Raw genomic sequence first — 24,443 nt, 5'->3', positions numbered from 1 at the left:
GGAGTCTCACTAACGTAAATACCTCACTCTCCAATGAGAAGTTATGTGAATAACTTTTCAGCACAGGTCAGGCATCATAAAAACAAGCGCCGGATTTTATCACGTTGACTGCATTGCTGCACCTTGAAATCTACCCGATAGCGCAACAGAAAAATCACATCTGCATTTTATAACGGCCAGTTAAATGGGCCAACCAGATCAAGTGAATAGCGCTCTGGCTGCTGATAGCAACGGATACTCTCGGCTACCAGGGGCGAGCGTAAATTAGACGATTGCAGTATTTCATCTGCCGTCAGCCACCAACAGCAATCAATATCAGTATCATGGGGCTCTGTGGGCAATATGGCGGGTAATTCAATGACAAAAGCAAAGCGCAAAAAGGGCGTGTTGTCCGGCGCTATCCATTGATGCATACGCAGAAAAGTGTGCGGGGTAGCACGGATGCCGGTTTCTTCCCACAACTCTCTTTCGGCGGCTTGCAGCAAAGTTTCATTTGCCTCTAAATGGCCAGCAGGTTGATTCCATAACTTTTTGCCATTGATAGTTTCTTCAACGACTAAAAATTTCCCTTGGGCATGCACGACGCAAGCGACGGTCACATGGGGCTTAAACATGGTTTATCTCCTTCCATTCGCCGGGCTTTAGATCGCCAAGGCTTAAATTTCCCATACTAAAACGGATGAGGCGCAGGGTAGGGAAGCCAATATGGGCAGTCATGCGGCGAACTTGCCGATTACGCCCTTCAAATAGAGTGATTTTCATCCAACAGGTCGGAATGGTTTTTCGTTCCCTTATTGGCGGGTTGCGTGGCCATAACCATTCTGGCTCATCTACCAACTCCGCTCCGGCGGGTAACGTTGGGCCATCTTTTAATACCATGCCCTGCCTTAATTGAGAAAGTGCGTCATCCCCTGGGGTGCCTTCCACTTGGACAAAATAAACTTTACCGGTTTTCTGGGCCGGTTGTGTGAGTTTAGCTTGTAACTTGCCATCATTAGTTAATACCAGCAGGCCTTCGCTATCACGATCAAGCCGGCCGGCAGCATAAACATCTGTAAAAGGAATAAATCCCTTCAAAGTTGTGCGCCCGGACTCATCTGTGAACTGTGGTAATACATCAAATGGCTTGTTGAATAACAGCACTCTTCTCGGGGATGCGGGTTTCCCCTGACTCGCCAGTGCCTTGGTGCTGAATCGGTTAACTTTGTGATTTTTAACAGAGAATTTATTCATGATTATTGCGATTCCTAATGATTAGCGCATTATACCTCAATCCGTTTCGGATTGGCGCGGGACGAATATTCAAGTAGTATTGACACGAATCTTACAAGGCATTAACAAAATTGCGCTGAAGGAGAGGTTGATGGAAAGCAAAGTAGTTGTTCCGGCAGAAGGTAAGAAAATTACTGTCGATGCTCAGGGTAAACTGGTTGTTCCGCATAATCCGATTATTCCCTTTATTGAAGGTGACGGTATTGGCGTCGATGTGACCCCAGCCATGATCAACGTGGTGGATGCTGCGGTTAAGAAAGCCTATAAAGGTGAGCGTAAAATCTCCTGGATGGAAATCTATACCGGTGAGAAATCAACACATGTATATGGCAAAGATGTGTGGCTGCCAGAAGAAACATTAGATCTGATTCGTGATTACCGTGTTGCAATTAAAGGCCCGTTGACCACTCCCGTCGGTGGTGGTATTCGTTCTCTGAACGTGGCTTTGCGTCAACAGCTCGACTTGTATGTGTGTCTGCGCCCGGTGCGTTATTATGAAGGCACGCCAAGCCCGGTAAAACATCCAGAATTGACCAACATGGTGATTTTCCGCGAAAACGCAGAAGACATCTATGCGGGTATCGAATGGAAAGCCGGTTCGCCAGAAGCTGAAAAAGTGATTAAGTTCCTGCGTGAAGAAATGGGCGTGAAGAAAATTCGTTTCCCTGAACAATGCGGTATTGGTGTAAAACCTTGTTCAGAGGAAGGGACTAAACGTCTGGTTCGTGCTGCGATTGAGTATGCTATTACCAACGATCGTGAATCAGTAACTCTGGTTCATAAAGGCAACATTATGAAATTCACTGAAGGCGCATTTAAAGACTGGGGTTACCAGTTAGCGCGTGAGGAATTTGGTGGTGAGCTTATCGATGGCGGCCCTTGGGTTAAAATCAAGAACCCAAATACTGGCAAAGAGATTGTTGTTAAAGATGTCATCGCTGATGCCTTCCTGCAACAAATTCTGCTGCGCCCAGCTGAATATGATGTTATCGCTTGTATGAATCTGAATGGCGATTATATTTCTGATGCTTTGGCTGCACAGGTTGGCGGTATTGGTATTGCCCCTGGTGCCAACATTGGTGATGACTGCGCATTGTTTGAAGCAACTCACGGCACGGCACCAAAATATGCAGGTCAGGATAAAGTGAACCCTGGTTCTATTATTCTGTCAGCAGAAATGATGCTGCGTCATATGGGCTGGTTCGAAGCGGCTGATTTAATTATCAAAGGCACCGAAGGCGCAATTCAGGCCAAAACCGTGACTTATGATTTCGAGCGCTTGATGGATGGCGCTAAACTGTTGAAATGCAGCGAATTTGGCGACGCCATAATTCAACACATGTAATTTAGCAGTTACTGCATTCTCTCACGGGGACTTAGGTTTCCGTGAGTTTTCAACCCTCTTACATTTCCTCTGCAAAACTCCTGCAAAACATCGGCGTGCAATAAACTGGCTATCTTGCTGGTATCGCTGTTCAATTATCAGAGATGAAAAACTATAATGGTCAGTAACTGTGCTGCCGCCAGTGATAAATGTTACTTAATTGTTATTCGCGCCATGTTGGCATTGAAACAAGAATTCGAATAAAATATTTGACTGCTTATGGTAACTCTTTATCCTTTACCGCAAAGTTATTCGGCATATATTGGCTATTTATTCGTACTGAGTTTATTTAATCATCAGTTCCCAAGAAATCATAAAAATTTATTTTTATTTTCTCTCTTAAAACAGAGGCTTATATAGTGACAAAGGATGTAGAAATTGTTAAGGCACGGCATCCGTTAGATAAGCAGCACATCAAGCTGACTTATGTAACTCATTTTTATTGTAATCAGGGAAATATGGACTCTGTCGAGTCTTTGTTGAAAGAATATGAATCTTACCCAGATGATATTAAGGATGCTGTCGAATTTGTCATCGTTGATGATTGCTCACCATTAGAGTATGACGTTAAAGATTACGATTTGAATTTCACTTGGTTAAGAATTACCACAGATATTCAGTGGAATCAGGCGGGTTCTCGCAATCTTGGTGTGACTTATGCTAAATCAGATAAGATTATTATTACCGATTTAGACTGTTTGCTGCCGGAAGATACTCTGCGTTACCTGGTGAATGCGGGCAATCCGGGGCGCTCACTGTATCGTATTTACCGCACCGATGAAGAAACAGGCAAAGCCTATCGTGGTCATCCTAATTTGTTCTTTATGTCCAGAGCACGATTCTTCAGACTTTATGGTTATGACGAGGAGTTTGCCGGCCATTACGGTTCGGAAGATTATCGTTTTGTGAAATTCCATAAAGATCATGGCACTACACCTCGTTATCTGCCTAAGAAATACCGCTGTATCGAACGAAATGTTGATAGGAAGAAAAGTTACCATTCATTGAATCGTGACCTGACACATAACGCTCCTATTGATGACCGTAAGAAAAGTGAAATTGCCCGATTTGGGGCGGAATATGGCCACAGCAGAATATTCCTTAACTTTAATTGGGAAATCAAAAAAGTGCATTCGCGCCCACCAACAGTGCCTGAACGTAAGATATGGTGGCGTCCAATATGGTGGTTCCGTTACTTGTTCCGGTCACTCGCGGCATAACGGCGCACTGTCATAGCGACACAGTGACACAGTGCCATAATGACATAGTGCCACTATGACATAGTGTCAAAGTTCCATAGCCAGCCGTTATCTTATGGCTGGCTATATCATAGATAGGGATTGTGAGGCTCGGTAAACCCGTGCCGGCAGTCTCTGCTGGTTTTTAATCTGAAGTGAGTGACTTATGATTTCTCCTGCTTCTTTGCCCGGTTCACCGCCAGCGCATCGATATGTCGGTATGTTGTCTTGTGCAACTGCATTTCTGTTAGGTATTGGTCTGCCCACTTCTAATTTCATCATGAATGTGTCGATGGTATTGGCAGTCATTTGTTTACTGTTGAGCCGCGATACCCGCTATGTGAAAGTATTGGCAAAAAATCCGCTGATTTGGCTGCCTGCCCTGATGGTATTGCTGCTGGCAATATCTTTACTTTGGCATCACAATTTGTACGGCAAAGTGATGGTCAGTAAGTACTCGAAATTGTTGTATATTTTGCCGCTCGCGATGTTTTTTGTCCTTTCTCGCTCACTGGCCAGCTATTTCGCCAAAGGTTTTTTACTGGCGAATGCCGTGATTTTAGTGGCCAGCCTTTGGGTCGGTGTGTTGCATATGCCGCTAGGCCATATTGACCCAGTCAATCCGACGGTATTTAAATTACAAATTACGCATAATTTCTTTATGGCGCTGGCTGCGGTGATATGGCTTTCTTTGGCCTTCAAACATCATGGGATGAGGCGCTGGGGTTATGCGCTACTGGTGGTGCTGGCTGTTTATAACATTGTGTTTATGGTGCAGGGCCGCACCGGTTATGTTGCATTAGCGGCAACCTTCGGGGTTTGGGGGTTATTGTCACTGTCAAATCGTCAACGGATGGGGATGTTTGTCGGTGCAGTTATCGTCGCCGCCGTGGTGATTATGGTGCCTAATCGGGCCGTGGATCGGTTGCATCAAGGTGTCACCGAGATTCAAACTTGCCTGAATAATAAAGAGTCCTGCGACAGTTCGATGGGGCTGCGCACGGCATTTATGCTTGAGTCGGTGAAATTAATCGAGTCTGCGCCTATTTTGGGACACGGTGCTGGTGGGTTCTGGTTAAGTTTTTCACAGGACGAATACAGCATTAATCCGCACAATGAATATCTGATGCAAACTGTTCAGTCGGGTATTGTCGGCTTGGCGATATTCCTAGGGTGGATGTGGTGTTTCTTCCGCTCGGCTTGGCGTTTACCACCTTATACCAGAAATGTGCTAGTTGCTTTGCTCGGTGGTTATCTGGCTTGCCATCTGTTTAATTCTTTCTTGCTCGATTCCTCGGAAGGGCATTTATTTATTATCCTCACGGCTATTGTTGCCAGTTATTCTGTTTTCCCGGTCAAAGAATCAGGCGCTACAGGGCCAATAGAATAAAGCTGTTTACAGATACATAAGCCATTTCATTAACAGGTGCCCAAAGTGGCACCTGTTTTTTTATCTATTCTTCTATTTATTCGGAGGTTTCTGTTGCGAAACTAAAACTGTTATAGCCTTCTTTAAAACCAAATAACTCTAAGAATTCATAAACTGTTATGTACATATGATAGGGCGATAAGCACATCCAGGCAAAAAGTGATAATAAAACCATAATGGCAACCAGTAGGATTTTATCCAGCAGCACTTTCCCTCCTTATAACCTGTAGGCCAATAAGTCTCATCAACTTGGCTCATTATACCCATTGCAGCTCTGCAATATGCAGAAAATGAAAACAAGAATAAAGGTCTAGATAGGGTTAACACCTGTAATGTGCTTGTTGTCACACAATGAAGTTGTTAACGTTAACATTAGTGATTAACATCACGTTTTTATCTTGTGAGGTCTTTTCAAGCTTTAAAGTTAACGTTAACAATGGCTGTAAATCTACCACTGGACATCGCCATGAGACACTCTGCCCGCAATCAGTATCTAATTTTAAGTGGCTTATTGTTTACGTTTTTCTTTACCTGGTCATCCGCATTTTCTTTATTCTCCATATGGCTAAATCAATATGTGGGACTCAAAGGAACAGCAACCGGGGCCACTTTTTCTGCTATTGCTTTAACGGCGCTGTGTGCTCAACCGCTATATGGAGTGATACAGGATAAGCTAGGGCTGAAAAAACATCTTTTGTGGGCTATTGGTATTTTGCTGCTGATCAGTGGCCCATTTTTTATTTACGTATATGCCCCTTTATTACGCGTCAATATGTTGGCTGGTGCCATAGTGGGCGGTTTATATATGGGGATGACATTTTTTGCCGGTATTGGAGCACTTGAGTCTTATACCGAGCGAGTCAGCCGTATTAGTGGGTTTGAATTTGGCAAAGCTCGCATGTGGGGATCATTAGGGTGGGCGGGCGCAACCTTCTTTGCTGGAATGTTATTTAATATTAATCCCAACATTAATTTTTGGATGGCTTCAGTATCTGCGGCATTATTTTTATTGCTGCTGTGGCATTTGCATGAAGTGAAAGCCGAGGCCATGGGGCAGCTAGAATATGGCAAGAGTAGCGCCCTAACACTGCGTGATACCGGGGCATTATTCCGTCTGCCGCGTTTTTGGGCGCTGGTGGTTTTTGTTACCGGTGTCAGTGTGTATAACGTTTATGATCAGCAATTTCCGGTTTATTTCTCTTCTTTGTTTGCTGATCCTCGGCGCGGCAATGAGATGTACGGTTTTCTGAATTCATTGCAGGTATTCCTAGAGGCGGGCGGTATGTTCCTTGCGCCGTTTTTGGTCAACCGAATTGGTGCGAAAAATGGCTTGCTGCTCAGTGGGTTAATTATGGCAATACGCATTTTTGGTTCAGGGTTGGCACAAGATGCGGTCACGATTTCCCTGATGAAACTATTACATGCAGTTGAATTACCTATTTTGCTGATTGCCATCTTTAAGTATATCGCCGCCAATTTTGACCCCCGTTTATCAGCCACACTTTATTTGGTGGGCTTCCAGTTTGTCACCCAAGTTTGTGCCAGCGTATTTTCGCCGCTGGCAGGTAGAAGCTATGACCAAATAGGATTTGCCGATACTTACATGATAATGGGGGGCATTGTTCTCGGCTTAACCGCAATCTCCTGTTTGCTGCTGCGTGATGCGCCGCGGACGGATGACTCTTCGCTACAACTAACTATTAAGTGAATCATTATGAATCCATTAATTGAGCGGGCAAATGATGCGCTGCACACTTTAGCAACTCAAGTTAACCCAAATTTTTATCCACATTTTCATTTAGCGCCGCCAGCAGGGTGGATGAATGATCCGAATGGATTGATTTTTCACCAAGGGCTATATCACGCATTTTATCAACATCATCCCTATGATGAGAATTGGGGGCCGATGCACTGGGGGCATGCGACCAGCCGCGATATGCTCAGTTGGCAGCATCAGCCCATTGCATTGGCTCCGGGCGATCCTTGGGATAAAGACGGCTGTTTTTCCGGTTGTGCAGTGGCTGATAATGGGGTGTTAAGTCTGATTTACACCGGGCATGTGTGGCTCAGTGGGGAGGGGGATGACAGCGCTATCCGTGAGGTACAATGCCTGGCGACCAGTCACGATGGGATCCATTTTACCAAGCAAGGTGTGGTGTTGACCCCCCCTGAGGGCATCATGCATTTTCGGGATCCCAAAGTGTGGTTTGAGGACGATTACTGGTGGATGGTGGTCGGGGCGCGCGATGCACAAGATCACGGGCAAGTGTTACTTTATCGCGGCCATTCACTGCGAGAATGGCAATTCATGCAAGTATTGGCTCGGGCAGATGACGGCATGGGTTATATGTGGGAATGCCCGGATTTCTTTCCCCTGGGTAATGAACGAATATTGATGTTCTCACCACAGGGGCTGGCAGCCATAGGTTATGACAATCGCAACCTGTTCCAGAGTGGAATATTGCGCGGTAACTGGCAACCAGGAGCCGATTTTATCGCCACTCACCCCTTTACTGAGCTGGATCACGGGCATGATTTCTATGCGCCACAATCTCTGTTAGCTGCCGATGGAAGACGGATTATTATTGGTTGGATGGATATGTGGCAATCTCCGATGCCGACAAAAGCAGATAATTGGTGTGGTTGCCTGACCTTACCTCGTGAGTTAAGTCTTGACCCGCAGGGGCAGTTGTTGATGCAACCGGTGCGCGAGGTTGAAGCATTAAGGCAGTCTGAGCAATCCATCCTGCCGCTAACCTTAGTACAACAGCAACAATTTTTGGCGGACAATTGCCGTAGTATTGAGTTGCAACTGGAATGGGATACGACAGCAAGTCAGGCCGAAAAGTATGGTTTTCAGTTGGGCGATGGCCAGGGGCGCGGTGGTCGTGTTTCGGTCTATGTCGATAATCAGGCAAATAGGTTGATTTTAGAGCGGCATTATCCGCAGCAGGGTGTGACCGGATATCGCAGTGTTTCACTGCCCGAATCGGGATTATTATCATTGCGAGTATTTATTGATAGCTCGTCTTTGGAGGTATTCATCAATAATGGGCAGGCCTGTATGAGCAGCCGAATTTATCCGGCGGAACATGAGCGGCGCTTATCACTGTTTGCTGAAAATGGTCAGGCGCAACTGTTGAGTGGCAAGTTCTGGTACTTGGCGGTAGGGGCTTAATCTGCAAGTTGGCGGGCGGGTATCACATGGATGCCCGCTCCAGCAGTGGGCAAGGCAACCGATGAGTTAATCGTGACTCACGCCCTTCAATCAAGTGGAGTGCGGCTTCTCGGCCAATATCATAATGGGGTAGTTGCACTGTGGTCAGTGGCGGTAAAAACAATTCACCAATACCCACCATATTGTCATAACCGACGACGGCAACTTGCTGTGGAATATGGATACCTTTGGCTAACAGCACCTGGTAGGCCAGAAAAGCAATGCGATCATTACCGCAAATAAGCACATCAAAATCAGGTTTCCCTTCCGGGCAGAAGCGGTCTAACAGAGCAACAACATCCTGATAATGTTCATCCCCTAGGGCCAAGTGGCACTGGCGCAATTGATCCATAGGTAATGTGGCTTCGCGCCATGCTTGTTCGCCACCAGCGCGGCGCGCAATACCCGCCAGCGTTTGCTCGGGGAGATAGATGCACAGTGGCCGCCGGTATCCTCGGTGCAGTACTAATTTCATTGCCTGATATTGGCCATCAAAATCATCAGGAATGTAGCTGGGAATTGACTTGTTTTCACTGACACAATTTGCCAGCACAATATTTTTATCTTGCAGGCGGTCAGGAATGGTGACTTGTCGTAATCCCATCGAGGTAAAAATAATGCCGTCGGGGCGCTGGGCCAGCAGTTGATTAACCGCGCGTTCGCTATCTTCTTGCGAGGTCAGATTGACCAGAAAGCTGTTCCAACCAAATTCACGCGCCGTTAACTCAATGGAGAGTAATATTTCAACTGAAAAAGGGGTGGTGGCAGTATCCCAGGCGAGCACGGCCAAAGTAGAGGTTTTGGTGGTATTGCCGCGCATTTTTCGGGCTGAAAAATCAGGGACATAATTGAGTGCTTCAATAGCCTGCATGACTCGCTGATAGGTTTCCGGGCGCAATTGTTCCGGGTTATTGATTGCCCGGGAAACGGTCATTAATGAAACTGACGCCAGATGTGCTACTTCTTTCAGCGAAGCCATTACTTTCCTCAATGAGTGATATTGCCACTATCATCGGCTAATTATCGTTTTCTTGTCGGCCTTGGGCAACAGGTATGGTGACATTATCATCAGCAAAGGGCCAATAAAAAGCCCTCAGCAAATGAGGGCTAGAGATTAGCGGTTCGCTTTATCATCAGCTTCATCAAGCAGGCCATTAGCTATCTTGCTGGCATCAAGATAACGTGAGGAGCTCAATACCCTGTTAAGGGTCTCGCGGACGGTAAACAAGAATTGATCGTTATCTGACTCATTAGCACATTCAACCATTAAGGCGACAAGCAAAGCTTCATGGGCGATCAAATGATCTTCACCAGGTAAGTTTGCATCGGTTTCACCTTGTTTAGCGCGAGCAGATGTTTGATTAATTGATGACATAAAACCCCTTATTTAATAATTAAATAACCAACTGACCACTATAACGGGGTTTGAGTTTATTGCTATGACAGATGAAAAATTTGCCATATAACCCATAACAGATAAAGTCATGCTGGAGTCGGGTTATCCAATTTACTCACGCTATTTCAGTTGGTTATCATTATTATTTTCGTCTTATTTTATCGGGCGATAAATTCGAATCGCTCGTGTCAGACGTAGAGTGCGATGGGCCAATTCTTCCGCCGCCCCGGCATATTGTTCAACCATTGCTGCATTCTGATGCGTCATTTGATCCAACTGACCAATTGATTGGCTAATTTGACCTAGCGCTTGCGTTTGCTCATGAGTTGATGTGCTTATCTCATTGATTAAAGTGGAAACTTGACCGGCCTGTTTGACGATATTATCCATAGTCGCACCGGCATTTTGTACCAGTGCGCTACCATCACGAACCCGATCCACACTGGTTTCTATTAACTGTTTGATTTCTTTAGCCGCAGTTGAGGAACGTTGTGCCAAATGGCGCACTTCACTGGCGACAACGGCAAAGCCGCGACCTTGTTCACCGGCTCTGGCGGCTTCAACGGCCGCATTGAGTGCCAGAATATTGGTCTGGAAGGCGATACCTTCAATCACACTGATAATATCGACAATGCGGTGGCTGGAAGCATTAATTGTTCCCATTGTTTCAATAACTTGATGCATTAATTCACTGCCTTTCTCTGCCGCATGGCTGCTCATTTCCGCCAGTGAGGTCGTCTCATTCGCAGTGTTGGCGCTATTTTGTACTGTCGCGACCAATTGATCTGTGGCGCTGACAATATGCTGCAAGTTGGCCGTGGCGTGCTCCGTGCGGACTTTTAGCTCCCGATTTCCGGCCGCAATTTCACGGCTGGCAGTGCTAATACCATCAACCTGACTACTGACATCATCGGTTAGTGAACGCAAATTCAAGCCCAACTGATTGACGCTGCGCATCAGATAGCCAATTTCATCCACACGATTCAACTGCACATAATCTCCCGCCTCGCCAGAAGAGACATCTTGTGCTTGTTGCAAAATAGCGGCTATTGGGCGAGCAACCTGACGTTCCAACCAAAATGACGTGATGATGCTGCTGGCAAGGGTAACTGCGCCCATAGTCAACAGCGGCAAACCCGTCACCCCCATCACTCCGGCGGCCACAGTTGGCAGCAATGCTGCAACCAATGATGCACCGCGCAAACGCCAACGCAGCGGCAGGGTTTGGAATATTGATAATAAAGAAAGGCAACCGGTGCGAACAATTAACCCACGATAAAGGGCAATACGGCGCTGCCTGGCCTTACCCGAGTTAAAATCGGCATACAGTGTTTCGGCTTGTTTCACTTCTTCGCGAGTCGGGGCTATACGCACGGAAATATAGCCAGTCAAGCGGCCTTGATGGCGCAATGGGGTAGCATTTGCTCGCACCCAGTAATAATCACCATTTTTGCGGCGGTTTTTCACCAAAGATGACCATGAAAGCCCGTCATTCAACGTTTGCCACATATCGGCAAATGCGGCCGCGGGCATATCTGGGTGACGCACCATATTATGGGGCTGGCCCTGCAAATCCTGATATTCAAAGCCACTAGCACGAACAAAAGCGGCATTGGCATAAGCAATATTCCCGTGAATATCCGTAGTGGATTGCAAGGTGATATCGCTTCCAATGGGATACTCCTGCCGACTGACAGGCTTGTTGACTCTCATAATAACCTCAGTAAAGGGGGAGTTCCCTGATAACAAATAAATACAATAATTACTGAGCGTCATCGGCACTCTTGGATAAAACTTTATGCCTTTATATATTAAATTTTTATTGCAGCATTAAAGAGCTGTTTATTAGTATTATTGCTCTTTTTTAGTGCATTTTTTCTGGTTTTTAAATGATTAATAAAATGATATTTATTATTTATATTTAACTATCTTGTCGTTTTTCTTTTATTGCAAGAAATTAAATGTAATTAAAACAGTGATATGTAATTAGATTCTGTTTAACTGTGTGATTGATTGGTGCGGTTTATTAATCGAGGTTAATAAGTGATGTTTTTTATTTTTTATTTTAATGAGATATGTATAGATTTTGCTTAAAAGTTGTGTGGTATCATGTGTTTTTGCAGAATGTTGGCAATGTTTGTTGATTATGTTTCCCATGATGATTATTTGTTACAAGTGGCTATGAATAAAAATTAATGGGGAAACTGATGTTTCCCCATTTTACTGGCGCATTATTGTTTTGGGAAATTCGCAATATCTACCACCATATCGTCAATGGCTTTCTTAACATCACTAAGATTAATAGGAGCTGAATCATTACTGACTGATTTACCATAGCCTTTACGAACCACATACATCATCGTTTTGCCAGTATCCTGATCGATTAATTGGGCTTCGAGGAATAATGTGACGTTCTGTGTTCTGTTCCCACTGGCAGCCATTGTCGTGGCAATCACGGCAGCAACCGGGACAACTTCATAGAACTGGACATCTTCATTTTCAGAGTTCACCGCCGTGATAGCCACTTTGGCGAGCAACACCCGCGGGCCTGCTGGGCTAGATAGGACTGTAGTGCGTTCAGCAATGGCGGCTTTGATGCGTGTACTTGCATAGTGTCGGATTTGGTTCAGGGTTTCCTCGCTAACCCTGACAGTCGGTTTGGCCGCTGGATAGAAAATTACCGGCGCAAAGTAAATGCCTCGATAATTAGATTCTTTAAAGTCAGGTGATATCCAACGTAAAACTTTATGACCACTGGCGGTTTCTATTTCTTGTAGTTTACTGTAGTCGGGAAGGAATCCTGAATATTGAGTTGTTTGTGTTACCTTGGAAGCGCAACCTCCCAATAACATCCCCACAGCTAAAATAGCCGCGGCAACACTGAAACGATTCTTTTTCATATGCGTCCTATGATGAAATTGGCCTGGTACTTAAAAAATATAGCACCATATTAAAAAAGAAACACAGCCAGGAATGGTTGAATTAGCATGCTGTTTTATCGCTTTGTCATAAAGCTAATTAAATATTTTAACATAGCAAGCTAAGTGATTTTTATTGGTTGTTTTGGCGCAACTTCTTATAGCCTATCCAGCCTCAAAAGTGATATTTAAAACTACTTTTAAGCTAGTTGACGTAATAAAATATTTTCGGCTATCACTTTAATTAATAAACTTCGCGCGCTTGATTACAAACAGAATGATTGCGTCTATCTTTATTATGAACACTGAGCTCATAAAATAGAGGCAATTATGTTTCTTAATTATTTTGCATTGGGCGTACTTATTGTCGTTTTTCTCATTATTTTCTATGGGATTATTATTCTTCATGATATTCCCTATCTTATTGCTTTATCACGAAATCATCCACATGCCGATGCTATTCATGTCGCGGGGTGGGTGAGCCTTTTCACTTTGCATGTAATCTGGCCATTTCTATGGATATGGGCAACGTTATACCGCCCTGAACGCGGTTGGGGCATGCATGGTCAGGAAGGCCCGCTGGCGCAATTACAGCAACGAGTGGTGGATCTTGAACTGAAACTGGCCGACAAAAATACACCTCCAACGGAGTAACCATCATGGATTTACTCATTATCCTGACGTATGTCGCTTTTGCCTGGGCTATATTTAAGATTTTTAAAATACCGGTAAATAAATGGACTGTACCTACAGCGGCTTTGGGCGGGGTATTTTTAATTGGCGCATTGATTTTATTAATGAATTATAACCATCCCTATACCTTCCTGGCACAGAAGGCGGTTATTTCTATTCCAATTACGCCACAGGTGACCGGTGTTGTTATCGAAGTGACAGATAAACAAAATCAATTAATTAAAAAAGGTGAGATGCTTTTTAAATTAGATCCCACGCGCTATCAGGCCAGAGTTAATAGACTGGAAGCAGATTTAGTAACTGCTATTAATAATGTTAATGTTCTCAAAGGGCAACTTGAAGAGGCTATCGCCAATACGTCCGGTGTTATTGCAGAACGTGACCGATTAAATAAAGACTATCAGCGCTATTTAAAAGGAAGCCAGGCGAAAGTAAATCCTTTCTCCGAAAGTGACATTGATAATGCTCGCCAGAATTATCTGGAACAAGATGCGTTGGTAAAGTCCTCCGTGGCTGAACAGTCACAAATAAAAAGTCAGATAGACAGTGTCCTAAATGGGGAGCAATCACAAATTGTGAGTCTCAGAGCTCAGTTAAATGAAGCTAAATATGATCTTGAGCAAACAGTGATCCGCGCGCCCAGTAATGGCTATGTGACTCAGGTACTTATCCGGCCAGGAACCTTCGCGGCGGCCTTGCCGTTGCGCCCCGTAATGGTCTTCATTCCACAACAAAAAAGACAAATTATTGCTCAATTTCGGCAAAACTCGCTGTTACGTCTGAAACATGGCGATGAAGCGGAGATTGTATTTAATGCCTTACCTGGGCAGGTTTTCTCCGGCAAACTAAGCAGCATAATTCCAGTGGTGCCCGGAGGGTCATACCAGGCGCAGGGAATGTTGCAATCGTTGTCTATTATTCCCGGCAGTGATGGTGTGCTGGCGATTATTGAACTGACGCCTAATAGTGATGTTGATGCACTACCGGACGGGATCTATGCTCAGGTGGCGGTGTATTCCGACCATTTCACCCATGTGGCGGTGATGCGTAAGGTATTGTTACGTATGACAAGTTGGATGCATTATCTCTACTTAGACCATTAGAACAGATAGCCGCAAGTGGCCAAAACAGTGTTATGTCAACTTATCGGCATTCATCAAGCTCATGAATGCCGATAACTTTTAATTATAATTAATAGCTAAATGATTACTTTTTCACCTAGGTTTAGCGGGTTAATTCCATTATTGTTAATTCCACTATTGCTAATCGCGCTATTGAGAATTTTTCTACTCCCTCAGCTGCCAATAGACTCTTGGTCTCATTAAGAAGGCGCAGCACTTTTGCATCAATTCTTGCCCACGCTGTATCAGTTCATCGCCATTTAATTAAAGGAAAAAGAATGAAATTAGAAACATTAGCCATTCATGCCGGTTATTCGCCAGATCCCACCACCAAGGCTGTTGCAGTTCCAATTTATCAAACTTCTTCTTTTGCCTTTGATGATACCCAGCATGGTGCTGATTTATTTGATTTAAAAGTTGCGGGCAATATTTACTCGCGCATTATGAACCCAACTAATGATGTGCTGGAACAACGGGTTGCAGCTCTGGAAGGGGGAATTGCAGCGCTGGCGGTGGCCTCGGGTATGGCGGCGATTACTTATGCGATTCAGACCCTTGCAGAAGCAGGGGATAATATTGTGTCGGTGGCCAAATTATATGGCGGAACATATAACTTGTTGGCCCATACCTTGCCACGTTATGGGATTGAAACCCGTTTTGCCGACCATGATGATATCGATGCTTTGGAAGCCTTAATTGACGAGCGAACTAAGGCCGTATTCTGTGAATCTATTGGTAATCCGGCTGGTAATATTGTTGATTTACAAAAACTGGCGGATGCCGCGCATCGTCGCGGCGTGCCGCTCATTGTTGATAATACGGTCGCGACACCTATTCTTTGTCGGCCATTCGAACACGGTGCCGATATTGTGGTTCATTCATTGACGAAATATATTGGCGGTCATGGTTCTAGCATAGGTGGCATAGTGGTCGATTCAGGGAAATTCCCCTGGGCACAATATCCAGAACGTTTTCCGCAATTGAATACGCCAGACTTGTCCTATCACGGCGTGACCTATACCGAGCAATTTGGCGCGGCGGCTTACATTGGTCGTTGCCGGGTAGTCCCACTGCGAAATACCGGGGCGGCGTTGTCGCCATTCAATGCGTTCCTGATTCTGCAAGGTTTGGAAACATTGGCATTACGTATGGAACGGCATACTGAAAATGCGCTAAAAGTGGCACATTATTTACAAGATCACCCGCAAGTCAGCTGGGTCAAATATGCGGGTTTACCAGATAATCCAGAGCATCAGTTGGCTCAATACTATTTCGGCGGCAAGCCGTCGTCGATATTGTCATTTGGGATTGATGGCGGGCAGGAAGCAGGGGGGCGATTTATTGATGCGCTGAATCTAATTGTGCGGCTGGTGAATATTGGTGATGCCAAATCATTGGCTTGCCATCCTGCGTCAACCACTCACCGCCAACTTAATGATGAAGAGCTTATCAAAGCGGGCGTGCCACGGGATATGGTAAGACTGTCTATTGGTATTGAGCATATTGACGATATTATTAATGATTTGTCTCAAGCATTGGATGCCGCGAAAGCTTAACAACAGCGAAAAAATGACCGGCAGCCCTGGGTTGCCGGTCTTTAGCATAGCGAAAACCGTTACAGAGTTGCCAATGTGGCGGCAATGACCTTGGCATAAGGTGTGGTTGGGCGACCAATCAGTTTGCTCAATGTATGGCTGTCATCAAATAACCCACCTTTGGCAGCCCCGGCATCAGAATCGGCTAACATGGCAGCCAGCCCTTCTGGCAAGCCCGCACCGAGCAGCGCTTGCTTAAAATCAGCTTCAGACAAATCTTTATATACCACCGGCTTACCGGATTGACGGGCAATTTCTGCTGAGAATTCAGCTAAGGTGTAGCTGTCGTCACCGGCCAATTCATACACTTTACCGGCTTGATCTGCCTGGATTAACACTACGGCGGCTGCTTGTGCATAATCTTCACGGCTGGCAGAGGCGATTCGCCCATTTCCCACGGCACCAATAAATGCGCTATGGGCTAAGGCGGGGGCAATACTGGCCGCATAATTTTCGGTGTACCAGCCATTACGTAACAGCACCACCGGCAAACCGGATTCTCGCAACAATTTTTCCGTGGCGCGGTGCTCTTCGCCTAATCCTAAGACACTGTTATCGGCATGCAACAAACTGGTATAGGCCAAGAGTTTCACCCCAGCGCGCTTAGCCGCATTGATAACCGCAGTATGTTGGGCAACCCGTTGGCCCACTTCACTTGATGAAATTAACAGCAATTTATCAACACCTTGGAAGGCGCTATCTAAGGTTGCGGGCTGGCTATAATCCGCTTTACGTACCTGAATACCGAGTGCTGCCAAATCGCTGGCTTTCTCCGGGCTACGGACGGCGGCAATAATTTCACTGGCAGGGATTTTTTTCAGTAATGCATTGATAACAAGGCGACCTAATTGGCCTGTGGCACCGGTTACTGCGATCATAGTGAGGCTCCAATGATGTTGAGTATGAGAGAAAATAGCGGGCCTCTTTAAGGAATAAAACGCAATTACTCGTTAAAAAATCGCCCTTAAGATCATCATATGCAATATACTAACTTTAAGTAAGTACATACCAAAAGGTTAGTATGAAAATAATGAAACCGCAAAATGTGAATTCCCCTATTTCATTTCCGGAACAAGTGCGGCGTGGTGAGCTGCTCAATGCAGATTGCCCTTCAAGAGAGGTTCTTAAGCGGATTACTAGCCGTTGGGGGGTGCTGATTCTCATTGCATTGAGTAATGAAACGCTACGTTTTAGTGCCTTAAGACGCAAAATCGGTGGTGTGAGTGAAAAAATGTTGGCGCAAACACTACAGAATCTTGAAGAAGATGGTTTTATTGACCGCATTGCTTATCCGGTCGTGCCACCTCATGTGGAATATCAATTAACCCCACTGGGGAAAGAGGTTCAGGAGCAGGTAGAAGGATTGGCGCTTTGGCTTGAGGAAAATCTGTATCGCATTATGGAACAAAGGCAACAGCGGGTAGCAGCAGAGGCTGCCAGTCCGCCAGTCGCCGAACAATAAACTGGATTACAAGGTAGTTAATGCGGCAACCGACTCGATAGCCATAGAGGGAATAAACTCGATAACATCATATTTTGCCACGGCATTAAACGGATCTTCTGCCAATATTCTATCCAGTTCTTCGCGGGCGATACTTTTCACCAAAATAATGCCACCGGTGCGCGGGACTTTACGGCCAGAGGCAATAAATGCACCTTGAGCATAATATTTTTTCAGCCAATCTTTATGATTGTCGGCGAGAGATTCAACAACATCAATAGGTTGATGATAGGTGAGAGTGACAACGTACATGAGCTATTCCTCTGGGAGTAATGGTGTATTCAAGATAACGCCTTGAAGCACCACTGGCATCCTTAAAATGATAAATTTTTAATCTTTATCTCAAGTCAGCACCGGAAAAATTAAAATTTACTAATAAAAAGCCCTAACGCTGATTTTATTTATTGCACCGCTGCGCGTTTAAACCAAGATTGCAGCATCCCTGGGCGAGAAAACATAACCAAATTACCCAAGAGAATGAGAATCAGGCCAATAATGGCATTCAGATGCCAGTGATAATCTTCATAGAAAGTGGATATGGTTAATGCAACTAAGGGAAATAATAAGGTGCTGTAGGCCGCGCCACTGGCTCCGATGCGCCCAATCAGACTGAAATAAGCTGCAAAAGCAATGACCGAGCCGAAAATGGCCAGATACAACAATGAACCCAGGTAGCGCGGGCTGAGTTCGAGAGTAAAGGATTGATGTTGAATCAGGCTAAAAAGTCCCATTAATATAGCGCCATATGTCATTGCATAAGCATTGGTTGAGAGAATATCTAACCCCCGCCGCTGGTGGCGGCTGCTAATCATATTGCCCAGTGAAAAACCATAAGTGCCCAACAGACTCAGGCCGATTCCGGTTAGTAATTCCGGCGCAATTTGCGTCGCGGTTAAATCTTGCCAAAAGAGCGCGACAATACCGCACATCCCGAGAATACTGGCCGGCAACAAATTAGGACTAAGACGTTGACGAAAGAAAATCATGCTGTTGACGGCATTAAATAGCACCGCCATTGAGAAAATAACCGATTCCAAACCACTGCTGATATATGCTGCTGCATGATAAAAACAGTAAAAATTAAAGGCGAAAACACAACAACCTTGTGCCATACAAAAAAGATGGTCACGGAGTGCGAGGCGGCGCAAGCGGCGAACCAACAATAAAACCAGCATCATCACTCCTGCCGCCAAAGCAAATCGATAAAATATTGATACCGTAATAGCAACATCCCCTTGTTGCTGTAGGGTGATTGCAATCCACGTTGTTCCCCAAATCAGTACAACTAACAAATAAAGCAGCGCATTCATGGTGATTTCTCATTACCGCCGAAAAACATCAGTATCAACTATGCGCAGGAGGCGGGCTTGCAGCGGCTTGCGGAGAATTGCAAAATCTTGCGCATTTTTGAGATAAAAAAGTGGAAATTATGGTTTGCCACACCGCAAGCCATTAGACTGGATTTATTCGTCTTATCACAGGAAGTCAGTACGATGTTGCAGCGGTATCAGGCCTTTGAAACCCTTAGAACACATAAAGCTCACTTGCATGACAGTGTGCAACTCGGCTCGGGTATTCAATTGGCGGCCTGGTCTAATCGCGATGACTGCGTTACTCAAGAAAATCCAGACCATCACACACTGAGTCTCTATATTGCAGATGGCTATGAGTGCTACCACAAAACAAGGGCAGGGTGGAAAAACGGCGGAGGGCCAGATCGTTTTTGTATTATGCCAAAGCACAGTGTGTCCAGTTGGGATGTGCGCGACGATTTATCATTTGTCCATGTGTATTGCACAGATGAACATTTGCGCCATTTGGCCGAGCAAATCTGGGAACGAAGCCCTCAATCTATCCAGCTAGATGAACGCATTTTTGCCGAAGATCCGCAAATAACGCTGTTATATCGCCAGTTTTTACTCAATTGCAATTGGCAAGACTCGGCGAATCATTTGGCACTCAGTAGTGCATCAACCTTGCTGATGACCCATCTGCTGAAGAGTTACACGCAATTGCGGTGGGCAATACCCAGCATCCGTGGTGGTTTGGCACCAGTGGCCTTAAAACGAGTAAAAGAATATGTCGATGCCCATCTTTCGCAGCAACTTTTGTTGGCAGATCTTGCCGAACAGGCTGGGCTAAGTGAGTTTCATTTTGCCAGAATGTTCAAGCAAAGCACGGGGTTAGCACCGCATCAGTTTGTATTGAAAATACGTTTACGTCATGCAGAACAATTACTAAGACATAGCACGATACCACTCACTCATATTGCTTTGGAGTGTGGTTTTAGCTCCGCCAGCCATTTTAGCAATTGTTTCAAAACCGCGTATGGTGTGACACCTTCTCTGATGCGGCAAAAGCAATAATTGCCAGTAAAGCCGCTAAAGTGGGCAACTTAATTCACCTTCAGGGCAATTGAGGTAAGATTTTAGCTGTGAAATACGCTCTTCAGTTTTATGAGTCAAACAAGCAGAGATAATCATCGGGTGTACTGAACCCCCTTCAGTGGCTGAGGATTGGAATCTACAATCGGCATCACGGAATTTTATCCAAGTGAGTTGAGCACTTTTTAGCAATGGCTTTATATCTGCAGATGTTTTGGCAAAAATCTCTTTATAAATACGATTGAGTTCAGTATCGGCTTTTTTGTAATCTGCATTGGCGCACTGATTCATCTCCTTTTGGGTTAATGCATTTTTACAGTCAACTGCGAAAGTCTGGCTAATAGGTAATATCAACAATGACAGCAAGATGATTTTTTTAATCATGCTTATTCCTCAAATCCTATTCATTAAATAATAGCCCCATCTATCCCAAATGAGGCTAATGATGATATGGCACTCACGACTTGGTTATCCCTCACCATGTCTTTTTAATATCTGTGACTTTTTGGTCAGGTGATTTTTTACAAATATCAATTATTTTCGGGGTGTAAACCGTGTCTACCTCCTGAAAAGCGATGGTATCTCCTTTCTTAAACTGGGTATCTTTATTGATTATCCAGAAGGCCACTGGAGTCATACTTTTAGGATTAAGGTCAAGAAATTCTTTACACGTCATATCACTTGGCATAGTGGGCGAAGAGGCAGCAAATACACTCGTCATTGCTGTCAGTAAAGTGGCTGCTACAATAGTATTACTTAATGATTTATAAAGCATAAATATATCCCTTCTTCTGTTTGCTATTTCGAGCCTGATATTATCGGTGTGCAAGTATGAGATTATCTCGTTGTTGAGTATGGACTATAAGTATATATGTTTCCATGTTGAGTGATAATTTAATTAAGTAATAATACATGCGATTAATTTTTATAGTTAAAGTTGGTTATATGTCTGATTTTAATGTGGAGATCTGAAGTGTGTTTTTATTATATTTAGGTTATTAATGTAATTGTTTACTAATGCTTGTTGATTAATAAGTTGCATATTATGTTTATACTAACTTAATAATAAAAAAGATAAATAAAGCTATACATGATTAAATTTATCTTCCGATATAAACATATAGCCTATTAAATAGACTCAATCGTTAAGGCTTTTTATCAGTTCGCGGTGGCGGGCAGGTGTGTTTGCCATCATGAGGTGGTTGCCCTGTTGATGGTTGACTCTTGTTATGATCTTTGGTGGGCGGCAGGGGCCGACCATCCTTTTCTTTTGGAGGGCAGGTGGACGTTGATAGGTTTTACCCGTTTTTTTGTGTTTTTTTTGTGTTTTTTTTTGTATATCTCTATTTATCGGCTGTTTATTCGCAGATTATTCTGCAAAATTCATAGTGGCATTTAATAGTAATAGGATAGACAGACAAATCATCTGTAACATTTTCATTTTTGCTCCAACTGGGTTAAATAGATATTCCCTATTATCATAGAGTGTTATTGTCTACGTTTTCTTGGTGGGTTTTGTAATAATTTAATCAAGTTAAGTTTCATTATTTATCTAATAGGGCACATCTATAGTGTGGCTCTACCCCGTCTCTCTGGATTGTGTTATAGTTGTCAATATTTTGTTTCATTTTTTATGTTCTACGTTGTTTAATAATAGGTAATTTATCTCTATGTCTTTATTTTCATTTTTTTATGGCCATTGGAATTCTCTTACCAAGAAGGTCTCTGGAAGATACCCCAAAGATAAGCCAGTGATGAGCGGAAATGAGAAAGATAAATTATCAAATCTTAAGCTAGATGCACTGTTAAATGCAGAAAAAAATGTCGCAATCATTACGACTGACTTGGATAACTGTATCACCATATTTAATGTGGGTGCAGAAAGGATGTTTGGTTATTCCAAAACGGAAGTTTTAGGGTGTCCTATCTCGACTGTATTGAATATTCCAGAAAAAGGTGAAGCCCAAGAGACGTTGAATCATTTATTGCTTAACCGACGTGATACCAGTGAGTGGCGTTATCAGCGTAAAGATGGTGAACGTTTTTGGGGGTCTTTAAGTGTTCACGAGATAATATCCGACACTGGCAGTAATATTGGTTACATCAGCATTGTTTCTGATATTTCAGAAAAAAAATCATTACTGATAGAGCTTGAAGAAAATAAACAGTTGATGGACAGATTAACCAAAAACTTACCGGCGATGATCTATGCTTATTATTTGAAATCTGATGGCAAGTCTTATTTTAAATATTGCAGTGAGGGAGTTCGTAAGATATTTGATCTTGCTCCCGCTGATGTTTTAAATGTGACTCGAGAGGCAAACCCACTGTTTAGTCGTATTCATACCGATGATATGGATGTACTAAAACAAGCTTCTACTGCTTCACAGCAAAACCTCTCTGTCTGGAGTTGTGATTTCCGCGTTGTGCTGCCGGGTAAAGGTACTCATTGGCTTCATGGTGAGTCTTTCCCTATTCTACAACAGGATGGGGCCGTAATTTGGTATGGTTCATTCTTTGATATCACAGAACTTAAGCAGTCTGAATCGATTCTTAAGGCATTATCACAAACCGATGTCTTGACTGGTGTGGCAAACCGCCGTCACTTTGATGAAATATATCAGCGGGTTTGGAAGGAAAACTGCATTAAAGGTGGCGCACTTTCTGTCTTGATGATTGATTTTGACAACTTCAAAAGTTTTAACGACTTTTATGGCCATGCTATGGGCGATGTTTGTCTGAAGTCTATTGTTGAAAATTTATCAAAATCTATTCGTGGTGATTCAGATATTTTGGCGCGTTATGGTGGTGAAGAGTTTATTGTTTTATTGGCCCCGAGTACCTTGGCCGATGCAACGGCTGTTGCTGAACGTATGCGTAACTCCATTGAAGAGTTGGATATTCCTCACGGAATGTCACCTCAAGGGCGAGTGACTATCAGTATTGGTGTGGCGTCAGTTTCTCAGCCTGGTGGACATCTTTCAGCAAAAGATTTGTCCAATGCTGCGGATAAAGCACTTTATCGGGCAAAAAATGCCGGGAAAAACCGAGTCGAGGTCATCGTGCTAAATGATACATAAAGGTGACTTGATAATATGTGGGGCAGGGTACCGGCGCTAAAACCCTACAATGATGTAGCATCCTGATACCAGTTAAAGGGTTATATTTCGCCTATCTTGGCGATGAAATAATAATATTCTCTCTGTTTTTATGGTCAATTTCACTGCGCCACTACACTTTTAGACCTGATTTGTTCTGTGTCCTGACTGATTCATCTCCCAATGAAACATATCCTGCTGCTCTCCTGAGTGTTCATGGTAGCCGAAATTTCGATTTACTCAATAAAGTCAGTGTTGATAAAGCCAAGTCAAAGAAACAAAACACCTAGACATTTTGTGAGGGACGCGGCAGCATAATCTGTATTAATTCACGTTAATTCAGAGAAATGCGATTTTATAATGAAAAATACACATATGCCGACAGCTCGAGTTTTAAATATAATAGAAACCATTTCATCTATGGATGACGGTATTAACTTAACTCAGCTATCATTAAAAACAGGAATTAATAAAGGGACTATTCATCCAATACTCAAAACCTTAGTTGAGTATAATTATGCTAACTTTGATAAATCTAATAACCTTTATCATCTTGGAATCTCTTGCTCTACATTATCGCGCTCATTCTTTGAAAAAACATTTTGGTTGAAAGTGATTAATAAAGAGATGCAAAACATTGTCAATACGTGCAATGAAGTTTGCCAAATGGGTATTCTTGATCGTGGCGAGGTGTTATATATTGATAAAGTCCAATCAGATCAGGCAGTACAGCTAGTTTCAAATATTGGTACTCGATTACCCGCTACGTTATCAGCGCTAGGTAAAGCAATGCTATGTGAATTTACTGATGAGCAGATAAAAGAGATGTATCCAGATGGATTTATAGCTTTAACACCTTATAGCGCCCAAGATATTGATACTTTACGCAAGCAATTCAACCAAATAATGAGTAGCGGTTTCTCTGTTGATGATCGCGAGATTAATGAAGAAACGGTTTGTTATGCTGTTTCTCTGAAACAACGAGGGAGAAATATTGCCGCAATTAGTGTTTCCATACCTTATTTTCGTGCCAGCGAAGATAAAATAAAACAAGTTATTGGTGTGCTTCTTGATGCAAAGACGCGGATTGAAGACGCACTAAATAATCTGCAAGATATTAAATTAAGCAGCAGCAATCCCTAAAGTTATGTCATAAATACTGTGATGTAGCTCCGATCATTTAGAAAAAAACATTGC

General features: G+C 43.7%; 23 protein-coding genes. 12 read left to right on the top strand and 11 right to left on the bottom strand.

Translation table 11 applies throughout. From position 1 onward, the window contains the following. Positions 1-167: 167 nt before the first annotated feature. Positions 168-614 carry an NUDIX hydrolase gene (locus tag YROHD0001_RS15660; protein WP_032815944.1) on the bottom strand — a complete coding sequence of 149 codons (447 nt, stop codon included), beginning with the start codon at positions 612-614 and terminating at the stop codon, positions 168-170. Then, positions 607-1,233, bottom strand: coding sequence for a 23S rRNA pseudouridine(2457) synthase RluE (gene rluE / locus YROHD0001_RS15665; RefSeq protein WP_004713187.1), 627 nt, complete (start codon positions 1,231-1,233; stop codon positions 607-609). The genes YROHD0001_RS15660 and rluE overlap by 8 nt, the downstream gene beginning before the upstream one ends. A gap of 130 nt (positions 1,234-1,363) precedes the next feature. On the opposite strand from rluE, the gene icd reads away from it, so the two are divergent. The 5 genes from icd (at position 1,364) to YROHD0001_RS15690 (ending at position 8,501) form a co-directional block, all read left to right on the top strand. Next, entirely contained in the window at positions 1,364-2,617 is a 1,254-nt protein-coding gene (gene icd, locus YROHD0001_RS15670) for an NADP-dependent isocitrate dehydrogenase (protein ID WP_004713186.1), read from the top strand. Positions 2,618-3,015: 398 nt separating this feature from the next. Then, complete coding sequence (locus tag YROHD0001_RS15675) at positions 3,016-3,876, top strand: glycosyltransferase family A protein (protein ID WP_004713184.1); 861 nt, start codon at positions 3,016-3,018, stop codon at positions 3,874-3,876. Positions 3,877-4,078: 202 nt separating this feature from the next. Then, positions 4,079-5,284, top strand: a complete 1,206-nt coding sequence (locus YROHD0001_RS15680) for an O-antigen ligase family protein (RefSeq protein ID WP_081452022.1) — start codon at positions 4,079-4,081, stop codon at positions 5,282-5,284. Between the two features lie 505 nt (positions 5,285-5,789). Beyond that, on the top strand, positions 5,790-7,031 hold the full coding sequence (locus YROHD0001_RS15685) for an MFS transporter (RefSeq protein WP_032815942.1): 1,242 nt from the start codon (positions 5,790-5,792) through the stop codon (positions 7,029-7,031). 6 nt (positions 7,032-7,037) lie between these two features. Beyond that, positions 7,038-8,501, top strand: coding sequence for a glycoside hydrolase family 32 protein (locus tag YROHD0001_RS15690; protein ID WP_004713180.1), 1,464 nt, complete (start codon positions 7,038-7,040; stop codon positions 8,499-8,501). A 22-nt stretch (positions 8,502-8,523) separates the two neighbouring features. Here the strand turns inward: YROHD0001_RS15690 and YROHD0001_RS15695 are convergent, their stop codons facing one another. The 4 genes from YROHD0001_RS15695 to YROHD0001_RS15710 form a co-directional block, all read right to left on the bottom strand. After that, positions 8,524-9,519 (bottom strand): LacI family DNA-binding transcriptional regulator, encoded by a 996-nt coding sequence (locus YROHD0001_RS15695; RefSeq protein WP_004713179.1) that lies wholly within the window; start codon positions 9,517-9,519, stop codon positions 8,524-8,526. A 135-nt stretch (positions 9,520-9,654) separates the two neighbouring features. Further along, the gene (locus YROHD0001_RS15700) at positions 9,655-9,915 is read right to left on the bottom strand and encodes a hypothetical protein (protein WP_004713178.1); all 261 of its coding nucleotides are present in this window, start codon (positions 9,913-9,915) and stop codon (positions 9,655-9,657) included. A gap of 174 nt (positions 9,916-10,089) precedes the next feature. Then, entirely contained in the window at positions 10,090-11,649 is a 1,560-nt protein-coding gene (locus tag YROHD0001_RS15705) for a methyl-accepting chemotaxis protein (protein ID WP_032816050.1), read from the bottom strand. Between the two features lie 518 nt (positions 11,650-12,167). Continuing rightward, positions 12,168-12,836: a DUF3313 domain-containing protein gene (locus tag YROHD0001_RS15710; protein ID WP_004713176.1), complete on the bottom strand. Its 669-nt coding sequence runs from the start codon at positions 12,834-12,836 to the stop codon at positions 12,168-12,170. Positions 12,837-13,184: 348 nt separating this feature from the next. On the opposite strand from YROHD0001_RS15710, the gene YROHD0001_RS15715 reads away from it, so the two are divergent. The 3 genes from YROHD0001_RS15715 (at position 13,185) to YROHD0001_RS15725 (ending at position 16,224) form a co-directional block, all read left to right on the top strand. Next, positions 13,185-13,508, top strand: a complete 324-nt coding sequence (locus YROHD0001_RS15715) for a DUF3302 domain-containing protein (protein ID WP_004713175.1) — start codon at positions 13,185-13,187, stop codon at positions 13,506-13,508. Between the two features lie 5 nt (positions 13,509-13,513). Further along, complete coding sequence (locus YROHD0001_RS15720; RefSeq protein WP_004713174.1) at positions 13,514-14,650, top strand: HlyD family secretion protein; 1,137 nt, start codon at positions 13,514-13,516, stop codon at positions 14,648-14,650. A gap of 296 nt (positions 14,651-14,946) precedes the next feature. After that, positions 14,947-16,224 (top strand): bifunctional O-acetylhomoserine aminocarboxypropyltransferase/cysteine synthase, encoded by a 1,278-nt coding sequence (locus YROHD0001_RS15725; protein WP_004713173.1) that lies wholly within the window; start codon positions 14,947-14,949, stop codon positions 16,222-16,224. A 59-nt stretch (positions 16,225-16,283) separates the two neighbouring features. Here YROHD0001_RS15725 and YROHD0001_RS15730 read toward each other — a convergent pair whose 3' ends face one another. Further along, entirely contained in the window at positions 16,284-17,141 is an 858-nt protein-coding gene (locus tag YROHD0001_RS15730) for an SDR family oxidoreductase (protein ID WP_004713172.1), read from the bottom strand. Between the two features lie 143 nt (positions 17,142-17,284). On the opposite strand from YROHD0001_RS15730, the gene YROHD0001_RS15735 reads away from it, so the two are divergent. Next, entirely contained in the window at positions 17,285-17,725 is a 441-nt protein-coding gene (locus YROHD0001_RS15735; protein ID WP_004713171.1) for a winged helix-turn-helix transcriptional regulator, read from the top strand. A gap of 6 nt (positions 17,726-17,731) precedes the next feature. On the opposite strand, the gene YROHD0001_RS15740 is transcribed toward YROHD0001_RS15735, so the two are convergent. Both YROHD0001_RS15740 and YROHD0001_RS15745 read right to left on the bottom strand, forming a co-directional pair. After that, entirely contained in the window at positions 17,732-18,016 is a 285-nt protein-coding gene (locus YROHD0001_RS15740) for a YciI family protein (protein ID WP_004713170.1), read from the bottom strand. A gap of 149 nt (positions 18,017-18,165) precedes the next feature. Continuing rightward, positions 18,166-19,074, bottom strand: coding sequence for a DMT family transporter (locus tag YROHD0001_RS15745; protein WP_004713169.1), 909 nt, complete (start codon positions 19,072-19,074; stop codon positions 18,166-18,168). 183 nt (positions 19,075-19,257) lie between these two features. On the opposite strand from YROHD0001_RS15745, the gene YROHD0001_RS15750 reads away from it, so the two are divergent. Further along, positions 19,258-20,130 (top strand): helix-turn-helix domain-containing protein, encoded by an 873-nt coding sequence (locus YROHD0001_RS15750; RefSeq protein WP_032816049.1) that lies wholly within the window; start codon positions 19,258-19,260, stop codon positions 20,128-20,130. Between the two features lie 15 nt (positions 20,131-20,145). Here the strand turns inward: YROHD0001_RS15750 and YROHD0001_RS15755 are convergent, their stop codons facing one another. Both YROHD0001_RS15755 and hdeB read right to left on the bottom strand, forming a co-directional pair. Then, positions 20,146-20,532, bottom strand: a complete 387-nt coding sequence (locus YROHD0001_RS15755) for a lysozyme inhibitor LprI family protein (protein WP_004713167.1) — start codon at positions 20,530-20,532, stop codon at positions 20,146-20,148. A gap of 91 nt (positions 20,533-20,623) precedes the next feature. Beyond that, a complete protein-coding gene (gene hdeB / locus YROHD0001_RS15760; protein ID WP_004713166.1) occupies positions 20,624-20,923 on the bottom strand; it encodes an acid-activated periplasmic chaperone HdeB in 300 nt (99 codons plus the stop codon). Between the two features lie 895 nt (positions 20,924-21,818). Between hdeB and YROHD0001_RS15765 the strand changes: the two genes are divergently transcribed. Both YROHD0001_RS15765 and YROHD0001_RS15770 read left to right on the top strand, forming a co-directional pair. Further along, positions 21,819-23,228 (top strand): sensor domain-containing diguanylate cyclase, encoded by a 1,410-nt coding sequence (locus tag YROHD0001_RS15765; protein ID WP_032815941.1) that lies wholly within the window; start codon positions 21,819-21,821, stop codon positions 23,226-23,228. Positions 23,229-23,606: 378 nt separating this feature from the next. Then, positions 23,607-24,389, top strand: coding sequence for an IclR family transcriptional regulator (locus YROHD0001_RS15770; protein WP_004713163.1), 783 nt, complete (start codon positions 23,607-23,609; stop codon positions 24,387-24,389). Positions 24,390-24,443: the final 54 nt, after the last annotated feature.

The sequence above is a fragment of the Yersinia rohdei ATCC 43380 genome (assembly GCF_000173775.1).
Lineage (GTDB): Bacteria > Pseudomonadota > Gammaproteobacteria > Enterobacterales > Enterobacteriaceae > Yersinia > Yersinia rohdei.
Note: the sequence above shows the minus strand (reverse complement) of the source record. Positions and strands in the feature narration are given on the sequence as shown.

What these genes read in the sequence shown, in the direction of transcription:
- YROHD0001_RS15770 (WP_004713163.1), top strand. Translation starts at nt 23,607, where the DNA reads ATGAAAAATACACATATGCCGACAGCTCGAGTTTTAAATATAATAGAA.
- YROHD0001_RS15700 (WP_004713178.1), bottom strand. Translation starts at nt 9,915, where the DNA reads ATGTCATCAATTAATCAAACATCTGCTCGCGCTAAACAAGGTGAAACC.
- YROHD0001_RS15765 (WP_032815941.1), top strand. Translation starts at nt 21,819, where the DNA reads ATGTCTTTATTTTCATTTTTTTATGGCCATTGGAATTCTCTTACCAAG.
- YROHD0001_RS15710 (WP_004713176.1), bottom strand. Translation starts at nt 12,836, where the DNA reads ATGAAAAAGAATCGTTTCAGTGTTGCCGCGGCTATTTTAGCTGTGGGG.
- YROHD0001_RS15660 (WP_032815944.1), bottom strand. Translation starts at nt 614, where the DNA reads ATGTTTAAGCCCCATGTGACCGTCGCTTGCGTCGTGCATGCCCAAGGG.
- YROHD0001_RS15745 (WP_004713169.1), bottom strand. Translation starts at nt 19,074, where the DNA reads ATGAATGCGCTGCTTTATTTGTTAGTTGTACTGATTTGGGGAACAACG.
- YROHD0001_RS15705 (WP_032816050.1), bottom strand. Translation starts at nt 11,649, where the DNA reads ATGAGAGTCAACAAGCCTGTCAGTCGGCAGGAGTATCCCATTGGAAGC.
- YROHD0001_RS15755 (WP_004713167.1), bottom strand. Translation starts at nt 20,532, where the DNA reads ATGATTAAAAAAATCATCTTGCTGTCATTGTTGATATTACCTATTAGC.
- YROHD0001_RS15690 (WP_004713180.1), top strand. Translation starts at nt 7,038, where the DNA reads ATGAATCCATTAATTGAGCGGGCAAATGATGCGCTGCACACTTTAGCA.
- YROHD0001_RS15735 (WP_004713171.1), top strand. Translation starts at nt 17,285, where the DNA reads ATGAAAATAATGAAACCGCAAAATGTGAATTCCCCTATTTCATTTCCG.
- hdeB (WP_004713166.1), bottom strand. Translation starts at nt 20,923, where the DNA reads ATGCTTTATAAATCATTAAGTAATACTATTGTAGCAGCCACTTTACTG.
- YROHD0001_RS15730 (WP_004713172.1), bottom strand. Translation starts at nt 17,141, where the DNA reads ATGATCGCAGTAACCGGTGCCACAGGCCAATTAGGTCGCCTTGTTATC.
- YROHD0001_RS15695 (WP_004713179.1), bottom strand. Translation starts at nt 9,519, where the DNA reads ATGGCTTCGCTGAAAGAAGTAGCACATCTGGCGTCAGTTTCATTAATG.
- YROHD0001_RS15720 (WP_004713174.1), top strand. Translation starts at nt 13,514, where the DNA reads ATGGATTTACTCATTATCCTGACGTATGTCGCTTTTGCCTGGGCTATA.
- YROHD0001_RS15725 (WP_004713173.1), top strand. Translation starts at nt 14,947, where the DNA reads ATGAAATTAGAAACATTAGCCATTCATGCCGGTTATTCGCCAGATCCC.
- YROHD0001_RS15715 (WP_004713175.1), top strand. Translation starts at nt 13,185, where the DNA reads ATGTTTCTTAATTATTTTGCATTGGGCGTACTTATTGTCGTTTTTCTC.
- YROHD0001_RS15685 (WP_032815942.1), top strand. Translation starts at nt 5,790, where the DNA reads ATGAGACACTCTGCCCGCAATCAGTATCTAATTTTAAGTGGCTTATTG.
- rluE (WP_004713187.1), bottom strand. Translation starts at nt 1,233, where the DNA reads ATGAATAAATTCTCTGTTAAAAATCACAAAGTTAACCGATTCAGCACC.
- YROHD0001_RS15750 (WP_032816049.1), top strand. Translation starts at nt 19,258, where the DNA reads ATGTTGCAGCGGTATCAGGCCTTTGAAACCCTTAGAACACATAAAGCT.
- YROHD0001_RS15740 (WP_004713170.1), bottom strand. Translation starts at nt 18,016, where the DNA reads ATGTACGTTGTCACTCTCACCTATCATCAACCTATTGATGTTGTTGAA.
- icd (WP_004713186.1), top strand. Translation starts at nt 1,364, where the DNA reads ATGGAAAGCAAAGTAGTTGTTCCGGCAGAAGGTAAGAAAATTACTGTC.